Source organism: Micromonospora krabiensis (assembly GCF_900091425.1).
Lineage (GTDB): Bacteria > Actinomycetota > Actinomycetes > Mycobacteriales > Micromonosporaceae > Micromonospora > Micromonospora krabiensis.
Genome location: NZ_LT598496.1, coordinates 5,729,820 through 5,748,724, shown reverse-complemented (window position 1 = coordinate 5,748,724; position 18,905 = coordinate 5,729,820). Strand labels below are relative to the sequence as shown.

General features: G+C 72.0%; 16 protein-coding genes. 8 read left to right on the top strand and 8 right to left on the bottom strand.

Features of this window, described 5'->3' with window-relative positions:
• Positions 1 to 53 precede the first annotated feature (53 nt).
• Positions 54 to 1,007, top strand: coding sequence for a GNAT family N-acetyltransferase (locus tag GA0070620_RS26440; protein ID WP_091595253.1), 954 nt, complete (start codon positions 54 to 56; stop codon positions 1,005 to 1,007).
• A 140-nt stretch (positions 1,008 to 1,147) separates the two neighbouring features.
• Here the strand turns inward: GA0070620_RS26440 and GA0070620_RS26435 are convergent, their stop codons facing one another.
• From GA0070620_RS26435 to mshB, 3 genes are all read right to left on the bottom strand, one after another.
• Positions 1,148 to 1,612: a hypothetical protein gene (locus tag GA0070620_RS26435; RefSeq protein WP_091595251.1), complete on the bottom strand. Its 465-nt coding sequence runs from the start codon at positions 1,610 to 1,612 to the stop codon at positions 1,148 to 1,150.
• 78 nt (positions 1,613 to 1,690) lie between these two features.
• The gene (locus tag GA0070620_RS26430) at positions 1,691 to 2,128 is read right to left on the bottom strand and encodes a hypothetical protein (RefSeq protein ID WP_091599404.1); all 438 of its coding nucleotides are present in this window, start codon (positions 2,126 to 2,128) and stop codon (positions 1,691 to 1,693) included.
• Positions 2,129 to 2,145: 17 nt separating this feature from the next.
• A complete protein-coding gene (mshB, locus tag GA0070620_RS26425; RefSeq protein WP_091599402.1) occupies positions 2,146 to 3,069 on the bottom strand; it encodes an N-acetyl-1-D-myo-inositol-2-amino-2-deoxy-alpha-D-glucopyranoside deacetylase in 924 nt (307 codons plus the stop codon).
• An 85-nt stretch (positions 3,070 to 3,154) separates the two neighbouring features.
• Between mshB and GA0070620_RS26420 the strand changes: the two genes are divergently transcribed.
• A complete protein-coding gene (locus GA0070620_RS26420) occupies positions 3,155 to 5,296 on the top strand; it encodes a S9 family peptidase (RefSeq protein WP_091595249.1) in 2,142 nt (713 codons plus the stop codon).
• A 121-nt stretch (positions 5,297 to 5,417) separates the two neighbouring features.
• Here the strand turns inward: GA0070620_RS26420 and GA0070620_RS26415 are convergent, their stop codons facing one another.
• The 5 genes from GA0070620_RS26415 to GA0070620_RS26395 all read right to left on the bottom strand — a co-directional run bounded on the left by GA0070620_RS26415 (position 5,418) and on the right by GA0070620_RS26395 (position 11,495).
• Positions 5,418 to 7,160 carry an ABC transporter substrate-binding protein gene (locus tag GA0070620_RS26415; RefSeq protein ID WP_091595247.1) on the bottom strand — a complete coding sequence of 581 codons (1,743 nt, stop codon included), beginning with the start codon at positions 7,158 to 7,160 and terminating at the stop codon, positions 5,418 to 5,420.
• Between the two features lie 158 nt (positions 7,161 to 7,318).
• A complete protein-coding gene (locus tag GA0070620_RS26410; RefSeq protein WP_091595245.1) occupies positions 7,319 to 8,305 on the bottom strand; it encodes an ABC transporter permease in 987 nt (328 codons plus the stop codon).
• 9 nt (positions 8,306 to 8,314) lie between these two features.
• Positions 8,315 to 9,322, bottom strand: a complete 1,008-nt coding sequence (locus GA0070620_RS26405; RefSeq protein ID WP_091595243.1) for an ABC transporter permease — start codon at positions 9,320 to 9,322, stop codon at positions 8,315 to 8,317.
• Positions 9,319 to 10,365 carry an ABC transporter ATP-binding protein gene (locus tag GA0070620_RS26400; protein WP_231922483.1) on the bottom strand — a complete coding sequence of 349 codons (1,047 nt, stop codon included), beginning with the start codon at positions 10,363 to 10,365 and terminating at the stop codon, positions 9,319 to 9,321. The genes GA0070620_RS26405 and GA0070620_RS26400 overlap by 4 nt, the downstream gene beginning before the upstream one ends.
• A 74-nt stretch (positions 10,366 to 10,439) precedes the next feature.
• A complete protein-coding gene (locus tag GA0070620_RS26395; RefSeq protein WP_231922482.1) occupies positions 10,440 to 11,495 on the bottom strand; it encodes an ABC transporter ATP-binding protein in 1,056 nt (351 codons plus the stop codon).
• A 237-nt stretch (positions 11,496 to 11,732) separates the two neighbouring features.
• Here GA0070620_RS26395 and GA0070620_RS32815 point away from each other — a divergent pair, with 237 nt between their 5' ends.
• The 6 genes from GA0070620_RS32815 (at position 11,733) to GA0070620_RS26365 (ending at position 18,886) form a co-directional block, all read left to right on the top strand.
• Positions 11,733 to 11,924: a hypothetical protein gene (locus GA0070620_RS32815; protein WP_231921982.1), complete on the top strand. Its 192-nt coding sequence runs from the start codon at positions 11,733 to 11,735 to the stop codon at positions 11,922 to 11,924.
• A gap of 33 nt (positions 11,925 to 11,957) precedes the next feature.
• The gene (locus GA0070620_RS26385) at positions 11,958 to 13,394 is read left to right on the top strand and encodes a TldD/PmbA family protein (RefSeq protein WP_091595239.1); all 1,437 of its coding nucleotides are present in this window, start codon (positions 11,958 to 11,960) and stop codon (positions 13,392 to 13,394) included.
• Positions 13,391 to 14,794 carry a TldD/PmbA family protein gene (locus GA0070620_RS26380; RefSeq protein WP_091595236.1) on the top strand — a complete coding sequence of 468 codons (1,404 nt, stop codon included), beginning with the start codon at positions 13,391 to 13,393 and terminating at the stop codon, positions 14,792 to 14,794. Before GA0070620_RS26385 ends, GA0070620_RS26380 begins: the two co-directional genes overlap by 4 nt.
• Positions 14,795 to 15,084: 290 nt before the next feature.
• On the top strand, positions 15,085 to 15,891 hold the full coding sequence (locus GA0070620_RS26375; protein ID WP_091595234.1) for a hypothetical protein: 807 nt from the start codon (positions 15,085 to 15,087) through the stop codon (positions 15,889 to 15,891).
• Between the two features lie 11 nt (positions 15,892 to 15,902).
• Positions 15,903 to 17,819 (top strand): fumarate reductase/succinate dehydrogenase flavoprotein subunit, encoded by a 1,917-nt coding sequence (locus GA0070620_RS26370; protein WP_091595232.1) that lies wholly within the window; start codon positions 15,903 to 15,905, stop codon positions 17,817 to 17,819.
• The gene (locus GA0070620_RS26365) at positions 17,819 to 18,886 is read left to right on the top strand and encodes a succinate dehydrogenase/fumarate reductase iron-sulfur subunit (protein WP_091595230.1); all 1,068 of its coding nucleotides are present in this window, start codon (positions 17,819 to 17,821) and stop codon (positions 18,884 to 18,886) included. The genes GA0070620_RS26370 and GA0070620_RS26365 overlap by 1 nt, the downstream gene beginning before the upstream one ends.
• Positions 18,887 to 18,905: the final 19 nt, after the last annotated feature.

The window sequence follows — 18,905 nt, the reverse complement described above, 5'->3', positions numbered from 1 at the left end:
GCGATCTCCCGCGACGGTAAGAGCCTAGTATCTCGCCGGGGAGGGGGTCGATCGTGCTGGGTCAGCAGGATGTGGGACACCGGATCGTGGTTCGCCGGATTGTGGGGATTCGCGAAGGCCGGCCGCTCTTCTCCGACGCCCTCGGCGAGCTGGTCGAGCTGAGCGAGAGCCATCTCACGCTCGCCACCGCGCAGGGTCCGCTGCGGGTGCCCCGGGACGAGGTGCACCGGGCCAAGCGGGTGCCACCGACCCGGCGTCCGACCGCGGCCGCGGTGACCGAGCTGGAGCTGGCCGCCGACGAGGCCTGGCCGGCGCAGACCCGCGGGCGGTTGGGCGGCTGGCTGCTGCGCGCCGCCGACGGATGGACCGGGCGGGCCAACTCCGCGTTGCCGGTCGGCGACCCGGACCGGCCACTGCCGGCGGCGGTGGACGCGGTCGAGAGCTGGTACCGCGACCGCGGGCTCACCCCCATGGTCAACACCCCGCTGCCGCTCGCCGCGCCCGTCGGCGCCGAACTGGACGCCCGAGGCTGGGCCACCCGACCGCCGGTGCTGGTCCAGACCGCGCCACTCCCCCTGCCGTCCGCACCGCCCCGTGCCGGCGCCGCCGCGGTGGAGCTGGCGACCGCGCCGAGCGACGAGTGGCTTTCGGTGGCGGCCGGACGCAAGGGCGGCCTCCCGGACGCCGCGCGCCACGTGCTCACCGCCGTGGACGAGGTTCGCTTCGCGCACGCGTACGCCGACGGAACGCTGATCGGAATCGGCCGGGGCACCGTGACCGGGTCGGGGCGCTGGCTGGGGCTGAGCCTCATCGAGGTGCTGCCGCCGGCCCGCCGGCAGGGTCTGGCCGCCCGGATGATCCGGGCGCTGGCCGACTGGGGCGTGGCGACCGGGGCGACCCGCGCTTTCCTCCAGGTCGAACAGAGCAACACCGGCGCGGTAGCCCTCTACCAGGGCCTCGGGTTCACCACCCACCACACCTACCTGACCCGCGCCGCCCCCCGCTGACCCCCCACCCCTCCAGCCCGCGATCTTGCACTTACCGCCCCGGCAAATCTGGGCAAAAGCGGTCCAGGCAGGGCCGAAACTGCAAGATCGCAGGGGCCGGCGCGCGGTGCGCGGCGCGCGGCGCGGCGCGGCGGGTGGGGTTAGCGGCGGACCACTTTGCGGGGCTTGGCGGCCTTGGCTTCGGCGTACCGCTTGAGGGTCTGCGAGCGGTGGTCACGGCCGAGGGCGGTGAGGACCAGGTAGCCGATCAGCGTGCCGACGCCGGTGGCGCCCAGGTAGAGCCAGATCTGTGCGAAGAAGGTGCCCGCGCCACCGGCGAAGGGGCTGTCGCCGACGAGCAGCGGGCCGAGCAGCACGGTCAGCAGCAGCGCGATCGCGACCGCCGCCGCGGTGTCGGCCTCCCACGCGCCGAGCGGGCGCCGCCGCCCCCAGACGACCGCGACTCCGGCCAGGATCAGCCCGATCACCACGAACATCCCGAGCGACACCCGGTCGGCCGCGGTGTCGTCGCCCTCGAAGCCGAAGTGGATGATCAACCGGGCGACCACGTTGACCGCGAAGAGTGCCGCCGCGAGCACCCCGATGCCGCGCCACCGCTTGTCCATCGCACGACCTCCCACCGTTCCGCCCACCCCGGGGCGACCTCTCTGGCAGGAATATCTACCACCTGAACCTGTGTGCCGTCAGTCCCCGATCCGGGTGGGCGGCACCGCCAGGATCTGCCGGAAGCCCATGACCGCGAAGGTCATCGCCCCGGCCACGATCATGACCAGGCCGACCCAGTTGTCGCCGGCGAGGAGGAGGTCGCCCTCGGCGGTCCGCACGGCCGCCACGGCCATCAGCAGGAACCAGGGCACCGCGGGCAGCGCCACCGACCAGCGGCGGCCGACCGCCTGGTGGGCGAACCAGCTCAGCGCGATGTTCGCGGCGACCGCGACCAGCACCGAGACCCCGATGAGCTGACCGCCGACGCGGACGGTGGCCAGCAGCAGCTCCAGCACCGCGGTGACCACCCCGGCGACCACCGCGACCACGCCGCCGGCGACGCGAAGGCCGCCGTCGAGCACCCGCGACGGCGGACGCTCCGGCGGCGGGCTGGTCTCGTCGGGAACGACCGACATCGGCGCGGCGGGCAGGGTCACCGAAGACCGGCCGCCGCGACCGGGGTCCGGTCCGGGCCGGTGTCGGAGAGCCCGGCGAAGAGGTCGTCCTCCCAGCCGTACGGGCCCCGGCCCGGTCCCTTCTCGCCGACCGCGAGGGTGAAGTATTCGACGCCCATGAACTCGCCGCCGAAGCTCCCGGCGATCGTGTAGAGCCACGAGGTCGCGGGGATCTGGGTGGCGTGGGCGCGCATCGCGGCCTGCTTCGCGGCGTGCTGGTCGGTGCCGTCGATCCGCGCGGCGATCTCGGCGTCGGGCGTGCCGAAGGGCAGCTCGGTGATGTCCTCGATGCCGGCGAACGGGTTGTCGGACGACTCGGTGAACTGGTCCATGCCGGCCTCCAGCACGCTCAGCGGCATGGCCGTCCAGTAGACCTTGTCGGGGGCGACACCCTCGGCGGCGGCGAGCTCGGCCGCGCGCATCGCCACCCGGTGGGCCTGGATGTGGTCCGGGTGCCCGTAGAAGCCGTTCGGGTCGTACGTGATCATGACCTGCGGTCGGACCTCGCGCATGACCTCGACCAGGTGACCGGCGGCCTCGTCCAGGTCGGCCTGCCAGAACGCCCGCGGGTGCTCGTTGGTCGCCAGCCCCATCATGCCGGAGTCGCGGTAGCGGCCGGCGCCGCCGAGGAAGCGATGGTCGGTGACCCCGAGGGCGGCGCAGGCGGCGGCCAGCTCGGCGATGCGGTAGCCGCCCAGCTGGTCGGCCTCGGCCGCGGCGAGCTGCGCCAGCTCCGGCACGTGGATCTCGCCCTCCTCGCCCAGCGTGCAGGTCACCAGCGTCACGTGGGCCCCGGCGGCGGCGTAGTGGGCCATGGTGGCCCCGGTGCCGATGGCCTCGTCGTCGGGGTGCGCGTGGACCAGCAGCAGGCGGCGGTCGGGCAGCTTCGTCACGCCCGTCACTCTATCCGGCGGTTCCGCCCGGTCGGCCTCGACGCGTCCACCCAGGTCGGCCACATCACCTCCGTGGCCGACTTACGATCTGGCCGTGGACTATCCGGAGCTGGCCGCCCGTACCCGCCGGTTCAGCCACGGCGCGCCACGTGCCGTCTCCGTGGCCGACGACGGCTCCCGGGTGATCTTCCTACGGTCCACCGGGCCCGAGGACCCGGCCGACGCGCTGTGGCTCCTGGACGTCGCCACCGGCGAGGAGCGGCTGGTGGCCGATCCGGCGGTGCTGCTCGGCGAGGGCGCCGATCCGGCCGCCCTCTCCCCCGGGGAACGGGCGCTGCGCGAGCGGCTGCGGTTGAGTGCCGCCGGCATCGGCTCGTACGCGCTGGACGCCGCCGGCCGCATCGCGGTCTTCGCCCTGGCCGGGCGACTGTTCCGGGCCGACCTGGTGCACGGCGACGTGGTCGAGGTGGCCGCGATCGGGCCGGTGCTCGACCCGCGTCCGGACCCGACCGGCGAGCGGCTGGCGTACGTCACGGACGCCGCCGAGGGCGTCCGCCGGGGGGAGCTGCGGGTCATCCACTCCGACGGCACGGACACCCTGCTCGCCGGGGAGGACGCGGGGGTCACCTGGGGGTTGGCCGAGCACATCGCGGCCGAGGAGTTCAGCCGGTTCCGGGGCTACTGGTGGGCGCCGGACGGTCGGTCGGTGCTCGCCGCGCGGGTGGACGAGTCCCGCCTGGACCGCTGGCACCTGCACGACCCGTCCGAGCCGGCCACCCCACCGGTCGTCGTCGCCTACCCGCGGGCCGGCGGCCCCAACGCGGAGGTCAGCCTGCACCTGCTCGACCTCGACGACGGCTGGGTCGACGTGCACTGGGACCGGGAGACGTACCCGTACCTGACGGCGGTGAGCTGGGCCGACGGTGGCCCGCTGATCACCGTGCTGCGCCGCTCCCAGCAGCACGGCCTGGTGCTCGCGGTGGACCCGCGCACCGGTGAGACGCAGGTGCACGCCGAGCTGGCCGACCCGCGCTGGGTCGAGCCGATCGCCGGTACCCCCGCCCACCTCCCGGACGGTCGGGTGCTGGTCGGCGGCGAGCTGGCCCACGACGGGTACGACGCGCGCTGCCTGTTCGCCGACGGCACGCTGCTCACCCCGCCCTCGCTCTACGTCCGGCGGGTGGTGGGGCGGCTGCCCGCCGTCGCCGGCCCGGCCGACCTGCTGGTGGAGGCGAGCGACGGGGAGCCGAGCGAGCGGCACCTGTTCCGGGTGCGTACCTCGATCGGCGGCGGCGTGGACGCCCGTCGGTTGACCACCGACTCGGGCTGGCACACGGCGGCGGTCGGCGGCGACGTGCTGGTGGTGGGCGCCGCTTCCCTCGACCACGCCGGGGTCCGTTGGACGGTGTGGCAGGGCGACCGGGAGGTCGGCACGCTCGTGTCGCACGCGGCGAACCCGCCCTACTCGCCGCTGCCGCTGCTGGAGCGGGTGACCGACCGGCGGCTGCCCACCGCGGTGCTCTATCCCAACAACTACGTTACGGGCCGCCGGCTGCCGGTGCTGCTGGACATCTACGGCGGGCCGGGCCACCAGGAGGTGGTGGCCGCCCGGGCGGCGTGGTTGGAGCGGCAGTGGTGGGCCGACGCCGGCTTCGCCGTGGTGGTGGTGGACAACCGGGGTACGCCCGGGGTCGCCCCGTCGTTCGAGAAGGCGATCCACCGGCGGGTGGCCGACGTGATCCTGCTGGACCAGGTGGACGCGCTGACCGCCCTGGCCGGCAAGCACCCGGACCTGGACCTGGAACGCGTCGCCGTGCGCGGCTGGTCGTTCGGGGGCTGGCTGGCCGGGTTGGCGGTGCTGCGGCACCCGGAGCTGTTCCGCTGCGGGATCGTGGGTGCTCCGGTGACCGACTGGGCCCTCTACGACACCGCCTACAGCGAGCGATACCTGGGGATGCCCGAGGACGGCGCGGACGTCTACGCCCACCACTCGTTGGTGGAGCTGGCCGCCGAGCCGGTGACCGGTCCCGACCAGGCCCGGCCGCTGCTGCTGGTGCACGGCCTGGTCGACGACAACGTGGTGGCCGCGCACACGCTGCGGCTCTCCGGCGCGCTGCTCGCGTCCGGCCGACCGCACTCGGTGCTGCCGCTGACCGGTGCCACGCACATGACCGCGGGCGGCACGGCCGAGCGGCTGCTCCGGTTGGAGCTGGACTTCCTCCGCACGCACCTGTGAGCCAAGCCGCCGGGCACGGGCGGGCGGACGGCGGGCGGCACGCGGAGGGCCGCACGGGTGGCCCCGGGGACACGGCGGCCCCCGGCCGACGACGTTGTCGACCGGGGGCCCGTCCGTGCGGTTACTGCTTGACGTACGCGTTGACGAACGACGGGTAGCCGAAGACGCTGGAGATGAAGACCCCGCCGGCCTTGGAGCCGTGCACGTGGTAGGCCACGTCGACGAAGAGCGGCACGACCGGGGCGTGCTCCTTCATGATCCGCTCGTCGAGCTTGGCCCACTCGGGGCCCTGCTCGGCCGGGGCCAGCGCGAGGATCCGGTCGAACTCGGCGTTGATCGCCGGGTCGTTGAAGTAGGCCTGGTTGCTGTTGCCCTCGGCCTTGATGGAGCGGCCGTCGTAGAGCACCGGCAGGATCGAGGCGCCGCTGGGCCAGTCGGCCGCCCAGTTACCGATGTACAGGTCCCAGGGGTTGTCCTTCTTCTTGATCTCGTCGAGCTTCGCGTCGTCCGGGATGTTCCGCAGCGTGATCTTGAAGCCGGCCCGCTCCAGGTTGGCCTTGAGCTGGGTGCCCTGGAGCTGCTCGGTCGTGTTGTCGGCGACGCCGAGGACCAGCTCCGGCGTCTGGCCGCCGAGCAGTTCCTTGGCCTTCTCGACGTTGCCGTTCGCACCGGCCGGGTACGCGTCGAACGCCTTGAAGCCGATGGTCGCCGGCGGCATCAGCGTGGTCAGCGGCGCGGCGACGGTCTGGCCGCCCATCGCCTTGATCAGGCCCTCTCGGTCGATCGCGTAGTTGAGCGCCTGGCGGATCTTCAGGTCGGTGACCCGCTGGTTGTTGATGACCAGCTGGTTGGCGCTCGGCGTCGGCGAGAGGATCGTGCGGGACTTCAGCGACGCGTCGCCGGCCACCTTCGCGACGAGCGAGGCCGGCACCGGGTTGAAGGCGAGCGCGCTCTGGTCGGCGCCGTTGTCGGCGATCACCCGGTTGTTGGCGGCGTCCGCGGTCGGCCCGAAGCTCCAGACGAACTGGTCCGGGTACTGGTGCCGGACCGGGTCGGTGTTCGGGTCCCAGTTCGGGTTGCGGTCCAGGGTGAGCTGCACGCCGACCTGGTTCTTGGCGATCTTGTACGGCCCGGACGAGAACGGGTGGGTGTCCAGGTTGACGCCGGTGTCCTTGTCGGGCGGCAGCGGCGCGGTGGTCGGCAGCGAGACGGCGAACGGCAGGTCACAGCGCGGCTTGGCGAACTCGAAGCGCAGCGTCTTGTCGTCCGGCGTGGTCAGCCCCGGCGGCAGGGACGTCTTGTTCTTCTTGAAGTCCCACTTCGTGTCGAAGTCCGCGCTGTCGGCCAGCCACTGCTGGAGGTAGGTCGGGCCGCTGGTGAGGTCCGGGTCGAAGGAGCGGGCGATGCCGTAGGCGATCTCCTTGGCGGTGATCGGGCGGCCGTCCTCGAACTTCACCCCGTCCTTGACCTTGAATTCCCAGACCTTGCAGTCGTTGTTGACGTTGGTGCCCGGCGTCTCGGCCAGGTCGCCGACGAGGACGAGACCGCCCTTGCCGTCGTCCTTCCAGGTGGTGAGGTAGCGGGCGAAGAGCGGGTTGGTCATCAGGCCGGCGAACGAGTACGTCCGCTGCGGGTCGAGGTGGGAGATGGCCGTCTCCCGGATGATGGTGAAGGTGCCGCCCTTCTGCGCCCCGGGCACCTCGGCCGCGGGACCCTGCGACTCCTTCGGGTCGGTCGCGATGACCCCGGTCTGCGTGCGGTTGGTGTCGACGTTGGTGCCCTCGCCCGTGTTCTTCGAGCACGCACCCAATGCCACAGCCAGTGCGATCGCGCCGCCTGCGGCGGCCACCACGCGTGGTCGCATCTCGTACCTCCTCCACCCATGTGTCGTGCGGGTCCGCCGGAGGTGGAACCGCCGACGTCCCGAGGATCGTAAAGAAGAAAACCTTCGAGTTGTGTAACAGTTGTCGATAAATTTCACCGCCCGCCGGGCGGCCGACACGCACCCGACGCCCACCGGGCTCAGTGCAGCCGCACCCGGGGGTCGATGGCCGCGTAGAGCAGGTCGACCAGCACGTTGGCCAGCACCACGAAGACCGCGGCGATGAGCACGGTCGCCATGATCGTGGGCAGGTCGCCGGAGCGCACGGCGTCGACCGCCGTACGCCCCAACCCCTGGATGCCGAACGTGGTCTCGGTGATCACCGTGCCGCCGAGCGCACCGCCCACGTCGAGGCCCGCGATCGTCACCACCGGGGTGATCGCCGCGCGCAGCGCGTGCCGCCCGTACACCTTGGGTTTGGCCAGGCCCTTGGCCCGCGCGGTGCGGACGAAGTCCTCGGAGAGGGTCTCCAACATCTGCGCCCGCGACAGCCGGGCGTAGATGGCGGAGAACAGGAAGGCCAGCGACACCCAGGCGAGCACCAGACCGCTCGCCCACTTCCACGGGTTGTCGAAGAGGGACGTGTAGCTGGGCACCGGCAGCAGCTTCAGGTTGTAGACGAACACCAGCAGCAGCACCGCGCCGACGAAGTAGAGCTGCAGGGAGGCGCCGGTCAGCGAGAAGCCGATGGCCAGCCGGTCCAGCCAGGTCCCCCGGCGCAGCGCCGACACCATGCCGAGCCCCACACCGAGCAGCAGCCACAGGATCGCCGCCGGGATGACGATGCTCAGCGTCACTGGCAGCACCCGCGCGATGGTGTCCGAGACCGCCTCGTTGGTGACGTACGACCAGCCCAGGCAGGGCGCGTCACAGTGGCCGCCCTGGGCGCTGCCCAGGTCCCGGCCGGTGACGATGCCCTTCATGTAGCCGGCGTACTGCGCGACCAGCGGGTCGTTGAGGCCCAACTCCTCGCGGACCCGCTCCAACCGCTCCGGGCTGCAGTTCTTCGGGCACATGCCGGTGACCGGGTCACGGGGCAGGGCGAAGAACATGAGGAAGGTCAGCACGCTCACCGCGAACAGGGTCAGCGTGGCGGAGAACAGTCGCTTGATCAGGAATCGCGCCATCGGGCACCCCTACCGGGACGACTTCGGGTCGAGCGCGTCACGCAGCGCGTCACCGAAGAGGTTGAAGGCGAACACGAGCGCGAAGATCGTGATGCCCGGGAAGAACACGTACGCCGGGTCGGTCTGGAGGTAGTCCAGGCTGCGGTAGATCATCCGGCCGAAGCTCGGCGTCTCGTCGCTCAGCCCGACGCCGATGAAGGAGAGCGCGGCCTCACTGGTGATGAACTGCGGCACCGCCAGGGAGAACGACACCAGGATCGGCGCCCAGATGTTCGGCAGCAGCTGCCGGAAGAGCATGTGCCCGAGCCCCGCCCCGCTGGCCCGGGCCGCCTCGACGAACTCCCGCTCGCGCAGGGCGATCACCTGGCCGCGGACGAGCCGGGCGGTGCTCGTCCAGCCGAAGACGGCGAAGACGGCGATCAGCACGCCCACCCCGAACGCCGAGGAGACCTGCTCCCGCTCCCCGTAGAAGCGCAGCACCAGGGTCGGCGTCAGGGCCAACGCGATGACCAGGAAGGGCATGGCCAGCGTCAGGTCGGTGATCCAGTTGATGACCGCGTCCAGCCAGCCGCCGAGGTAACCGGCGAGGGTACCGAGCACGATGCCGATCGCCGCGGTGATGACGGCGGCGGCGAACGCGATGAAGAGCGACGTGCGCAGGCCGTAGATCAGCCGGATGAAGATGTCCCGGCCGAGCCCCGGCTCCAGACCGAACCAGTGGTCGCCGGTGACGCCGCCGACGTAACCCAGCGGCATGCCGAAGCCGTCCAGCAGGTGCTGGAACTGCTCGCGCGGGCTGACCCCGTAGACCATCTCGATCAGCGGGGCGGCGAGCGCCAGCAGCATGAAGAAGACCAGCATCCCGCCGCTGACCACGGCCGTACGGTCGCGGCGCAGCCGCAGCCAGGCGAGCTGGCCGGGCGAGCGGCCGACGACCCCCTTCCGCTCGGGCGCCGCCGGGTCACCGCCGGACTCGATCTCGGCCAGCGCCACGCCCTCCACCGGGGACAGGCTCACTTCGCCACCTCCTCGACCGTCTCGTCCGCGGCCGCGCCGACCGCGGTCGCGTCCCCACCGGCCGCGGCCGCGTCGCCGGTGACCGGCCCCGACTCGGGGAAGTGGCAGGCGGTCGCCTGGGCCCCGCCGTCGCGCGACACCAGCGCCGGATCCTCCGTGGCGCAGACGTCCCGCGCCTTCCAGCAGCGGGTCCGGAACCGGCAGCCCGACGGCGGCTCCAGCGGCGTGGGCACGTCACCGGTCAGCCGGATCCGGCCGCCCGGGCCGAGCTGGGTGACGTCCGGGATCGCCGAGAGCAGCGCCCGGGTGTACGGATGCTGCGGCCGCTCGTAGATGTCCGCCCGGTCGCCGATCTCCACGATCTTGCCGAGGTACATCACCGCGACCCGCTGGCAGAAGTGCCGCACCACCGCGAGGTCGTGGGCGATGAAGACGAACGCCAGCCCGAGGTCACGTTGCAGGTCGCGCAGCAGGTTGATGACCTGCGCCTGGATGGACACGTCCAGCGCGGAGACCGGCTCGTCGGCCACGATGAGCTTCGGCCGCAGGGCCAGCGCCCGCGCGATGCCGATCCGCTGCCGCTGCCCGCCGGAGAACTCGTGCGGGTACCGGTTGTAGTGCTCCGGGTTGAGCCCGACGGTCTCCAGCAGCTCCTGCACCCGCGCCTTGATCCCGCCCGCCGGCTCGATCCCGTTGACCTGCAACGGCATCGCGACGATGCGGCCCACCGTGTGGCGGGGGTTCAGGGAGGCGTACGGGTCCTGGAAGATGATCTGCAGGTCCTGACGCAGCGGCCGCAGCTCGCGCCGCCCGGCGTGGGTGATGTCGCGACCCTCGAACTCGATGGTGCCCGCGGTGGGCTCCAACAGTCGCACCAACATCCGACCGGTGGTGGTCTTGCCGCAGCCGGACTCCCCGACCAGGCCGAGCGTCTCGCCCGCCCGCACGTCGAAGTCCAGCCCGTCGACCGCCCGCACCAGGCCGCGTCCCCGCAGCCCGGAGCGGACCGGGAAGTGCTTGGCCAGCCCGCGTACCCGCAGCAGCGGCTCGACGTCGTCACTCGTCGGAACACCCTCGTTGGCGACCGCGGTACTCCGCTGCGCCGCGTTCCTCACGCTCACCGGGCGACCCCCACCTGTGCGATGTCCTCCCGGTAGAGCCGGGCCCGCTCGTCCGCCGCCAGATGGCAGGCGACCAGGTGGCCGTCCTCGCCGGCCGGGCGCAGCTCGGGCACCTCCGTCCGGGACCGGTCGCCGTTGCGGTCGGCGTAGCGGCAGCGGGGGTGGAAGGCGCAGCCCGAGGGCAGGTTGATGAGGCTCGGCGGGTTGCCCCGGATGGGCACGAGGTCCGCGTCCGCGTCGCCGTGCAGCGACGGCACGCTGGAGAGCAGCCCCCAGGTGTACGGGTGCTGCGGCCGGCGCAACACCTGCTCGACGCTGCCGTGCTCGACGGCCCGGCCGCCGTACATCACCAGCACGTCGTCGGCGACCTGGCTGACCACGCCCAGATCGTGCGTGATCATGATGATCGCCGAGCCGAACTCGGCCTGTAGGTCGGCCAGCAGGTCCAGGATCTGCGCCTGCACGGTGACGTCCAGCGCGGTGGTCGGCTCGTCGGCGATGAGCAGCTCCGGGTCGTTCACCAGGGCCATCGCGATCATCGCGCGCTGCCGCATGCCGCCGGAGAACTCGTGCGGGTGCTGGTCGAAGCGGCGCGCCGGCTGCGGGATGCCGACCCGGCCGAGCACGTCGACCGCCCGTTGCCGCGCCTCCCGGCGACCGGCCCGGGGGTGGTGGACCCGGTACGCCTCGGCGATCTGCCGGCCCACCGTGTAGTACGGGTGCAGCGCGGACAGCGGATCCTGAAAGATCATCGCCATGTCCCGGCCGCGCAGTCGGCGTACGTCCTCCTCGGACATGCCGACCACCTGGCGGCCGCCCACCCAGATCTCGCCGGTGATGGTGGCGCGCCGGGCGTCGTGCAGGCCCAGGACGGCCAGCGAGGTGACGCTCTTGCCGGAGCCGGACTCGCCGACGATGCCGAGCGTCCGCCCGCGCTGCACGGCGAACGACACCCCGTCGACCGCGCGGACCACGCCGTCGGTGGTGTCGAACCGGACCCGCAGGTCGGTCACCCGCAGGTAGGGATCGTCGGCGGCGCGCTGCTGCGGCACGCCGGGGCGATCGTCCGGTTGCCCGGACGGCGCCAACTCGGGACTGCCCACGACCGCCTCCCTCAGTGACGAAGAGAACTTACAGGAAAGTCCTGAGGGCGAAAATAAGCTACAACGCGTGGGCCTGTCAGCGGGCCTCAGCGTAACGAGTCGGCAACGGGCGTGAACAGCCCTCACCAGCACATCCACGGACGCGATTCGACGCCGACGCCCGCCGTCCGCACGTCGGGTGCGACCATGGACGCGGCAGTCACGACAGCATTCCCGCCGGCACGAGGTGAAGGTGACCATGACCGTGGCGGAGACCTGCACCTCTACCGCCGCCAGGGCCGGCACTATCGGGAGGTGTCCGTGACGAAGGCCGCTGAACTCCTGGAACTCACCGAACCCGTACGGACGACGATCCGCCCGGAGGAACTGCTGCCCTGACGGCTGTCGGGGTCCTCGCCTAGGGTCGGTCCCATGAGCGAGTTCGACGCGGCGACCGTCGCCGTGCAGGCCGCCCTGGACGCGGGCGCCCGCTACGCCGACGCCCGGGTGATGCACCGGCGCTACGAGTCGATGTCGGCCCGTAACGGCGAGATCGAGGAGTTGACCCAGGACGAGAGTCTCGGCCTCGGCGTCCGGGCGCTCGTCGGGTCCAGCTGGGGCTTCCACGCCGTACCCGATCTGTCGGACGTGGCGGCGCGCGAGGCCGGCCACCGGGCCGCGCGGACGGCCGCCGCGAGCGGCCGCGTCCCCGGGCCGCCGATCGACCTGGTGCCGGCGGAGGCGGTGACCGCGACATGGGCCTCGGAGTGCCGGGTGGACCCGCTCGCCGTGCCGCTGTCCGACAAGGGTGACCTGCTGGTCGGGGCGACGGCGGCGATGGTCGCGCACGGCGCCGACATCGCCGAGGGCCTCTACCAGATCTGGGACACCGCCAAGTGGTTCGTCTCCAGCGAGGGACACCGGATCGACCAGCGCATCCGGGAGTGCGGCGGTGGCATCTCGGCCACCGCGATCGGCGACGGCGAGACCCAGCGGCGCTCCTATCCGAGCTACCGCGGCCAGTACGGCACCACCGGCTGGGAGCTGGTCGACTCACTCGACCTGCCGGCGCACGCGGCACGGATCGCCGACGAGTCCCGGGCGCTGCTCACCGCGCCGCTCTGCCCGGCCGGCGAGACCGACCTGATCCTCGGCGGCGAGCAGTTGGCCCTGCAGATCCACGAGTCGGTCGGGCACGCCATCGAGCTCGACCGCATCCTCGGCTGGGAGGCGGCCTTCGCCGGCACGTCCTGGCTGGACCTGGCCCAGCTCGGCACCCTGCGCTACGGCTCCGAGCTGATGAACGTCACGATCGACCCGACGATCCCCGGGGCGCTGGGCAGCTTCGGCTTCGACGACGAGGGCTCACCGGCGGTGAAGCGGGACGCGGTCCGCGACGGGCGTTGGGTGGGCGTGCTCGCCGGCCGCGACTCGGCCGCCGTCGCCGGCCTGGACCACGGCGGCAGCGTACGCGCCGACGGCTGGGCGCGGCTGCCGATGGTGCGGATGACGAACGTGGGCCTCGAACCAGGCCCACACACCCTCGACGAGATCATCGCGGCGACCGACGACGGGGTGCTGATGGACATCAACCGGTCCTGGTCGATCGACGACAAGCGGCTCAACTTCCAGTTCGGCTGCGAGATCGGCTGGGAGATCAAGAACGGGCGACGCGGGCGGATGCTGCGCAACCCCACCTACACCGGCATCGGCCCGCACTTCTGGCGCTCGATGGACATGCTCTCCGGGGAGACCGTCGCGTGGGGCACCCCCAACTGCGGCAAGGGCCAGCCCGGGCAGATCGGGCACACCGGCCACCCGGCCGCGCCGGCGCGGTTCCGCGGCGTCCGGGTGGGGGTGCGGGCATGACCGCCGAGCTGGACCTCGCCGCCCGGGTGATCGAACTGGTCCGCGACCTGGGCGGCCCGGGTGCCGAGGCCGAGGCGGTGGTGACGCGCGCCGACCTGGCGCTGACCCGGTTCGCCAACTCCTTCATCCACCAGAACGTCGCCGAGTCGACCGTCGGCGTGCGGCTGCGGGTCCACGTGGACGGTCGTACGGCCGCCGGCGGCGGCAGCGTGGTGAGCGCCCACGGCCTGCGCGCGCTCGTCGAGCGCACCCTGACCGCCGCGCGGCTCTGCCCGCCCGACCCCGCCTGGCCGGGGCTCACCCCGCCGTCCCCGGCCGCTTCCGGCCCGATGGTGGACGAGGCCACCGCGCACGCGGAGCCGGACGAGCGGGCGGCCCGCGTCCGTGCCTTCGTCGACGCGGTGGGCGGCCTGGAGGCGGCCGGCTACTGCCGGACGGCACACCGTTCGGGCGCCTTCGCCAACTCGGCCGGCCACTCGGCGCACGGGCGCGCGGCGGAGGCCGCGATGGACGGCATCGCCCGGACCGGTGGCGCCGACGGCGTCGCCCGGCACGGCGCGGACCGGCTGGCCGACCTCGACGGCGCCGCCCTGGGCGCCCGGGCCGCGGCCAAGGCGCGGGCCGCGGCCGACCGGGTCGAGCTGCCGCCGGGCCGCTACGAGGTGGTGCTCGAACCGGCCGCCGTCGCCGACCTCCTGCAGAACCTCGCCTGGTACGGCTTCAACGGCAAGCGCCACGCGGAGGGGCAGTCCTTCGCCGAGCCGGGCGCCGCCCAGTTCGACCCGTCGGTGACCCTGGTGGACGATCCGCTGCACGGCTCCGTCCTCCCGTACGACCTGGAGGGCACCGCGCGGCGTGCGCTGACCCTGGTCGACGGCGGGGTGACCCGCGCGCTGGCGCACGACCGGCGCAGCGGCGCCGAGGCGGGTGTCGGCTCGACCGGTCACGGCATGCTCGGCGCGACCACCTTCGGTCCGGTCCCGCACAACCTGCGGCTGCTCGCGCCGTCCGTCGACCGCGACACCGCGGGTTCCGCCACGACCGTCGACGCGGGTGTGGCCGGGGCGGTGGCCGACGACGACACGGCCGCGCTGGTGGCCGGGGTCCGCCGCGGACTGCTGGTCACCGACCTCTGGTACACCCGGGTGCTCGACCCGAAGAGCCTGGTCGTCACGGGGCTGACCCGCAACGGCCTCTGGCTGGTGGAGGACGGTGTGGTCACCCGGGCCGTCCGCGACCTGCGCTTCACCGAGTCCTACCCGCGTGCCCTCGGTCCGGGCGCGGTGCTCGGGCTCGGCCGGCGCGCCGTCCGCCAGCCCGACCGGGTCGACGGGGCCTGGTCGGAGGCGCCGCCGGTGCGCCTCGCCTCCTGGAACTTCACCGGCGGTGCCTCCGGCTGACTCCGGCCTGGGGAAGACGCCGCGACGGCCGCACCCGCATCGACCCTGGACAATCTCACACACCTCGTCGCATCGAGGGTCTTTCCAAGCGCCCGGACACACGGGACACTGCCTTGCGCGGACGGCCCGCAAAGATCGGCGTAACGTGTGTCACTTAGCTGCGCCGATACTTCCGGCGTGGTCGTTGGTGTGCGCGTGACGTGGCAAGCGGGTACGGGTTTCGCCGGTCCGCATGCCGACCGGAGCAGAGAACCGCCCGCGCCTGCGGGCCCCGTCGAGGAGAATCTCGAATGACATCAACGGCAACGAGGCCGCGGGGAGCGCGGGCGCGCGCCGCCATCGCGGCGAAGACGTTGCGTACCGACCGCTGGTGGTTCGCCCCCCTGGTCACCGTGGTCGGGCTCAGCGCCTGGGTCGCGTACGCGACGGTCCGGGTCTTCATGCACAAGTGGTACTGGGTGGACGAGTTCCACTACCTGACGCCGTTCTACTCGCCGTGCGTGACGGACCGGTGCGCCGAGAACGCCTCGCACTTCGGGCAGTTCCTGCCCGGCTGGTGGATCATCCCGGACGCGGCGCTGACCCTGCCGTTCCTGCTGCTGTTCCGGCTCACCTGCTACTACTACCGCAAGGCCTACTACCGGTCGTTCTGGCTGTCGCCGCCGGCCTGCGCCGTGCCGGACGGGCACGCCTCCTACAGCGGCGAGACCCGGCTGCCGCTGCTCGGTCAGAACCTGCACCGCTACTTCTTCTACGCGGCCGCGATCATCTCGCTCATCAACACGTACGACGCGATCCTCGCCTTCCACTCCCCGAAGGGCTTCGGGTTCGGGTTGGGCAACCTGATCCTGATCGGCAACGTCGTGATGCTCTGGGCGTACACGATCTCCTGCCACTCGTGCCGGCACATCATCGGCGGGCGGCTCAAGCACTTCTCCAAGCATCCCCTGCGCTACCGGGCCTGGACCGCCGTGTCCTGGCTGAACGTCCGGCACATGCAGCTCGCCTGGATCACCCTCGGCACGCTCGCGCTGACCGACTTCTACGTCATGGCGATCGCCGCGGACTGGTTCCCCGACCTGCGGTTCATCAACTAAAGGGCCCCGACATGACCACTACCACGCGAATCGAACGACACCACTACGACGTCGTCGTGATCGGGGCCGGCGGCGCCGGCCTGCGCGCGGCGATCGAGGCCCGGCTCGCCGGCAAGAAGACCGCGATCATCTCGAAGTCGCTGTTCGGCAAGGCCCACACGGTGATGGCCGAGGGCGGCGCCGCCGCCGCGATGGGCAACATGAACAGCCGGGACAACTGGCAGGTCCACTTCCGCGACACGATGCGGGGCGGCAAGTTCCTCAACAACTTCCGGATGGCCGAGCTGCACGCGAAGGAGTCGCCACAGCGGATCTGGGAGCTGGAGACGTACGGTGCGCTCTTCGACCGCACCAAGGACGGCAAGATCTCCCAGCGGAACTTCGGCGGCCACGAGTATCCGCGGCTGGCGCACGTCGGTGACCGGACGGGCCTGGAGCTGATCCGCACCCTCCAGCAGAAGATCGTCTCCCTCCAGCAGGAGGACCTGCGCGAGTTCGGCTCGTACGACGCGCGGATCCGGGTCTTCGCCGAGACCACGATCACCGAGTTGCTCCTCGACGGCGACCGGATCGCCGGGGCGTTCGGCTACTACCGGGAGTCCGGCGAGTTCGTGCTCTTCGAGGCCCCCGCGGTGGTGCTGGCGACCGGTGGCGTGGGCCGCTCCTACAAGGTCACCTCGAACTCGTGGGAGTACACCGGGGACGGTCACGCGCTCGCGCTGCGCGCCGGGGCGACCCTGATCAACATGGAGTTCCTCCAGTTCCACCCCACCGGCATGGTCTGGCCGCCCTCGGTCAAGGGCATCCTGGTCACCGAGTCGGTCCGCGGTGACGGCGGCGTGCTGAAGAACTCCGAAGGCAAGCGGTTCATGTTCGACTACGTCCCCGACGTCTTCCGCAAGCAGTACGCGGAGACCGAGGAGGAGGCGGACCGCTGGTACACCGACCCGGACAACAACCGGCGTCCGCCGGAGCTGCTGCCCCGCGACGAGGTGGCCCGGGCGATCAACAGCGAGGTCAAGGCGGGTCGCGGCACCCCCGCCGGCGGTGTCTTCCTGGACATCGCGAGCCGCAAGTCGGCCGACGAGATCCGCCGGCGCCTGCCGTCGATGTACCACCAGTTCAAGGAGCTGGCCGACGTCGACATCACCGCCGAGCCGATGGAGGTCGGCCCGACCTGCCACTACGTGATGGGTGGCGTCGAGGTGGACCCGGACAGCGGCGCCGCGTTCGGCCACGTGCAGGGGCTGTTCGCGGCCGGCGAGGTGTCCGGCGGCATGCACGGCTCCAACCGGCTGGGCGGCAACTCGCTCTCCGACCTGCTGGTCTTCGGCAAGCGGGCGGGCGGCCACGCCGCGTCGTACGCCGACAGCCTCGCCGCGCGACCCAAGGTTGCCGTGCAGGCGGTGGAGGCCGCGGTGGAGACCGCCCTCGCGCCGCTGCAGCGGGACACCGGCGAGAGCCCGTACACCCTGCAGCAGGACCTTCAGGCGGTCATGGGTGACCTGGTCGGCATCATTCGGCGGGAGGGTGAGCTGGAGGACGCCCTGGTCCGGCTGGCCGAGCTGCGCGAGCGGGTGGCCAAGGTGAGCGCCGCCGGTGGGCGCCGCTACAACCCGGGCTGGCACCTCGCCCTGGACCTGCGCAACATGCTGGTGGTCTCGGAGTGCACGGCCAAGGCGGCGCTGGAGCGCCGGGAGTCGCGCGGCGGGCACACCCGGGAGGACTTCCCGACGATGGACCCGCAGTGGCGCCGGGTGAACCTGGTGTGCTCGCTGGAGGGCGACACGGTCCGCCTGACCCGCAAGCCGCTGCCGAAGATGCGCGCCGAACTGATCGGCCTGTTCGACCGCGCCGAGCTGTCGAAGTACCTGACCGACGAGGAACTCGCGGAGTTCGACGCCCTCGCTGAGGAGGCGGGCAACTGATGGGAACCAAGCGCCAATTCCGCATCTGGCGGGGCGACGAGAGCGGCGGCGACCTGCAGGACTACATGGTCGAGGTGAACGAGGGCGAGGTCGTCCTCGACGTGATCCACCGCCTCCAGGCCACCGACGCGCCCGACCTGGCGTGTCGCTGGAACTGCAAGGCCGGCAAGTGCGGCTCCTGCTCGATGGAGATCAACGGCAAGCCCCGTCTGGGCTGCATGACCCGGATGTCGACCTTCGAGGAGGACGAGACCGTCACGGTCACCCCGTTGCGCACGTTCCCGGTCATCCGGGATCTCGTCACGGACGTCTCCTTCAACTACGAGAAGGCCCGGGAGACGCCGGCCTTCGCCCCGCCGGCGGACGTCGCACCGGGTGACTACCGGATGCAGCAGGTCGACGTGGAGCGCTCGCAGGAGTTCCGCAAGTGCATCGAGTGCTTCCTCTGCCAGAACGTGTGTCACGTGATCCGTGACCACGAGGAGAACAAGCCGGCCTTCTCCGGGCCCCGGTTCTTCATCCGGGCGGCGGAGCTGGACATGCACCCCCTGGACGCCAAGACCGACCGCAAGGAGTACGCACAGTCGGAGATGGGGCTGGGCTACTGCAACATCACCAAGTGCTGCACCGAGGTTTGCCCCGAGCACATCAAGATCACTGACAACGGGATCATCCCCATGAAGGAGCGAGTCGTCGACCGCAGGTACGATCCCCTTGTGTGGCTTGGTAGCAAGATCTTCCGACGGGGTGAGACGCCCCAGACCAGCGTGACCAGCGCCCGTGGGGCCGGCCCCGCGGGGACGCCCAGCACCAGTCGGGGCGGGGTCCACTCGCACGCGGGCGGCTCGCACGACCCGCGGGCCGAGGCGCAGGCGCAGAGCGGCGTCAACTGGCACCGCGAGGTGCCGCACCCGACCGCTCCCGCCGTCGACGAGCGCGGCAAGCTGCCGCTCACGGAGCTCACCTTCGACCGGGCCGCCGCGCCGTCGCCGTTCGGCGACGACGTCTCGTTCCCGCTGCCTCCGGAGCACCTGAACTTCGCCCACCCGGAGCAGGACAAGCACTGAACACACCGACGATGACGGG

Excerpts from the sequence above, each read along its gene's own strand:
- GA0070620_RS26435 (WP_091595251.1), bottom strand. The coding sequence starts at position 1,612 with ATGGACAAGCGGTGGCGCGGCATCGGGGTGCTCGCGGCGGCACTCTTC.
- GA0070620_RS26430 (WP_091599404.1), bottom strand. The coding sequence starts at position 2,128 with ATGTCGGTCGTTCCCGACGAGACCAGCCCGCCGCCGGAGCGTCCGCCG.
- GA0070620_RS26415 (WP_091595247.1), bottom strand. The coding sequence starts at position 7,160 with ATGCGACCACGCGTGGTGGCCGCCGCAGGCGGCGCGATCGCACTGGCT.
- GA0070620_RS26410 (WP_091595245.1), bottom strand. The coding sequence starts at position 8,305 with ATGGCGCGATTCCTGATCAAGCGACTGTTCTCCGCCACGCTGACCCTG.
- GA0070620_RS32815 (WP_231921982.1), top strand. The coding sequence starts at position 11,733 with ATGGACGCGGCAGTCACGACAGCATTCCCGCCGGCACGAGGTGAAGGT.
- GA0070620_RS26385 (WP_091595239.1), top strand. The coding sequence starts at position 11,958 with ATGAGCGAGTTCGACGCGGCGACCGTCGCCGTGCAGGCCGCCCTGGAC.
- GA0070620_RS26380 (WP_091595236.1), top strand. The coding sequence starts at position 13,391 with ATGACCGCCGAGCTGGACCTCGCCGCCCGGGTGATCGAACTGGTCCGC.
- GA0070620_RS26375 (WP_091595234.1), top strand. The coding sequence starts at position 15,085 with ATGACATCAACGGCAACGAGGCCGCGGGGAGCGCGGGCGCGCGCCGCC.
- GA0070620_RS26370 (WP_091595232.1), top strand. The coding sequence starts at position 15,903 with ATGACCACTACCACGCGAATCGAACGACACCACTACGACGTCGTCGTG.
- GA0070620_RS26365 (WP_091595230.1), top strand. The coding sequence starts at position 17,819 with ATGGGAACCAAGCGCCAATTCCGCATCTGGCGGGGCGACGAGAGCGGC.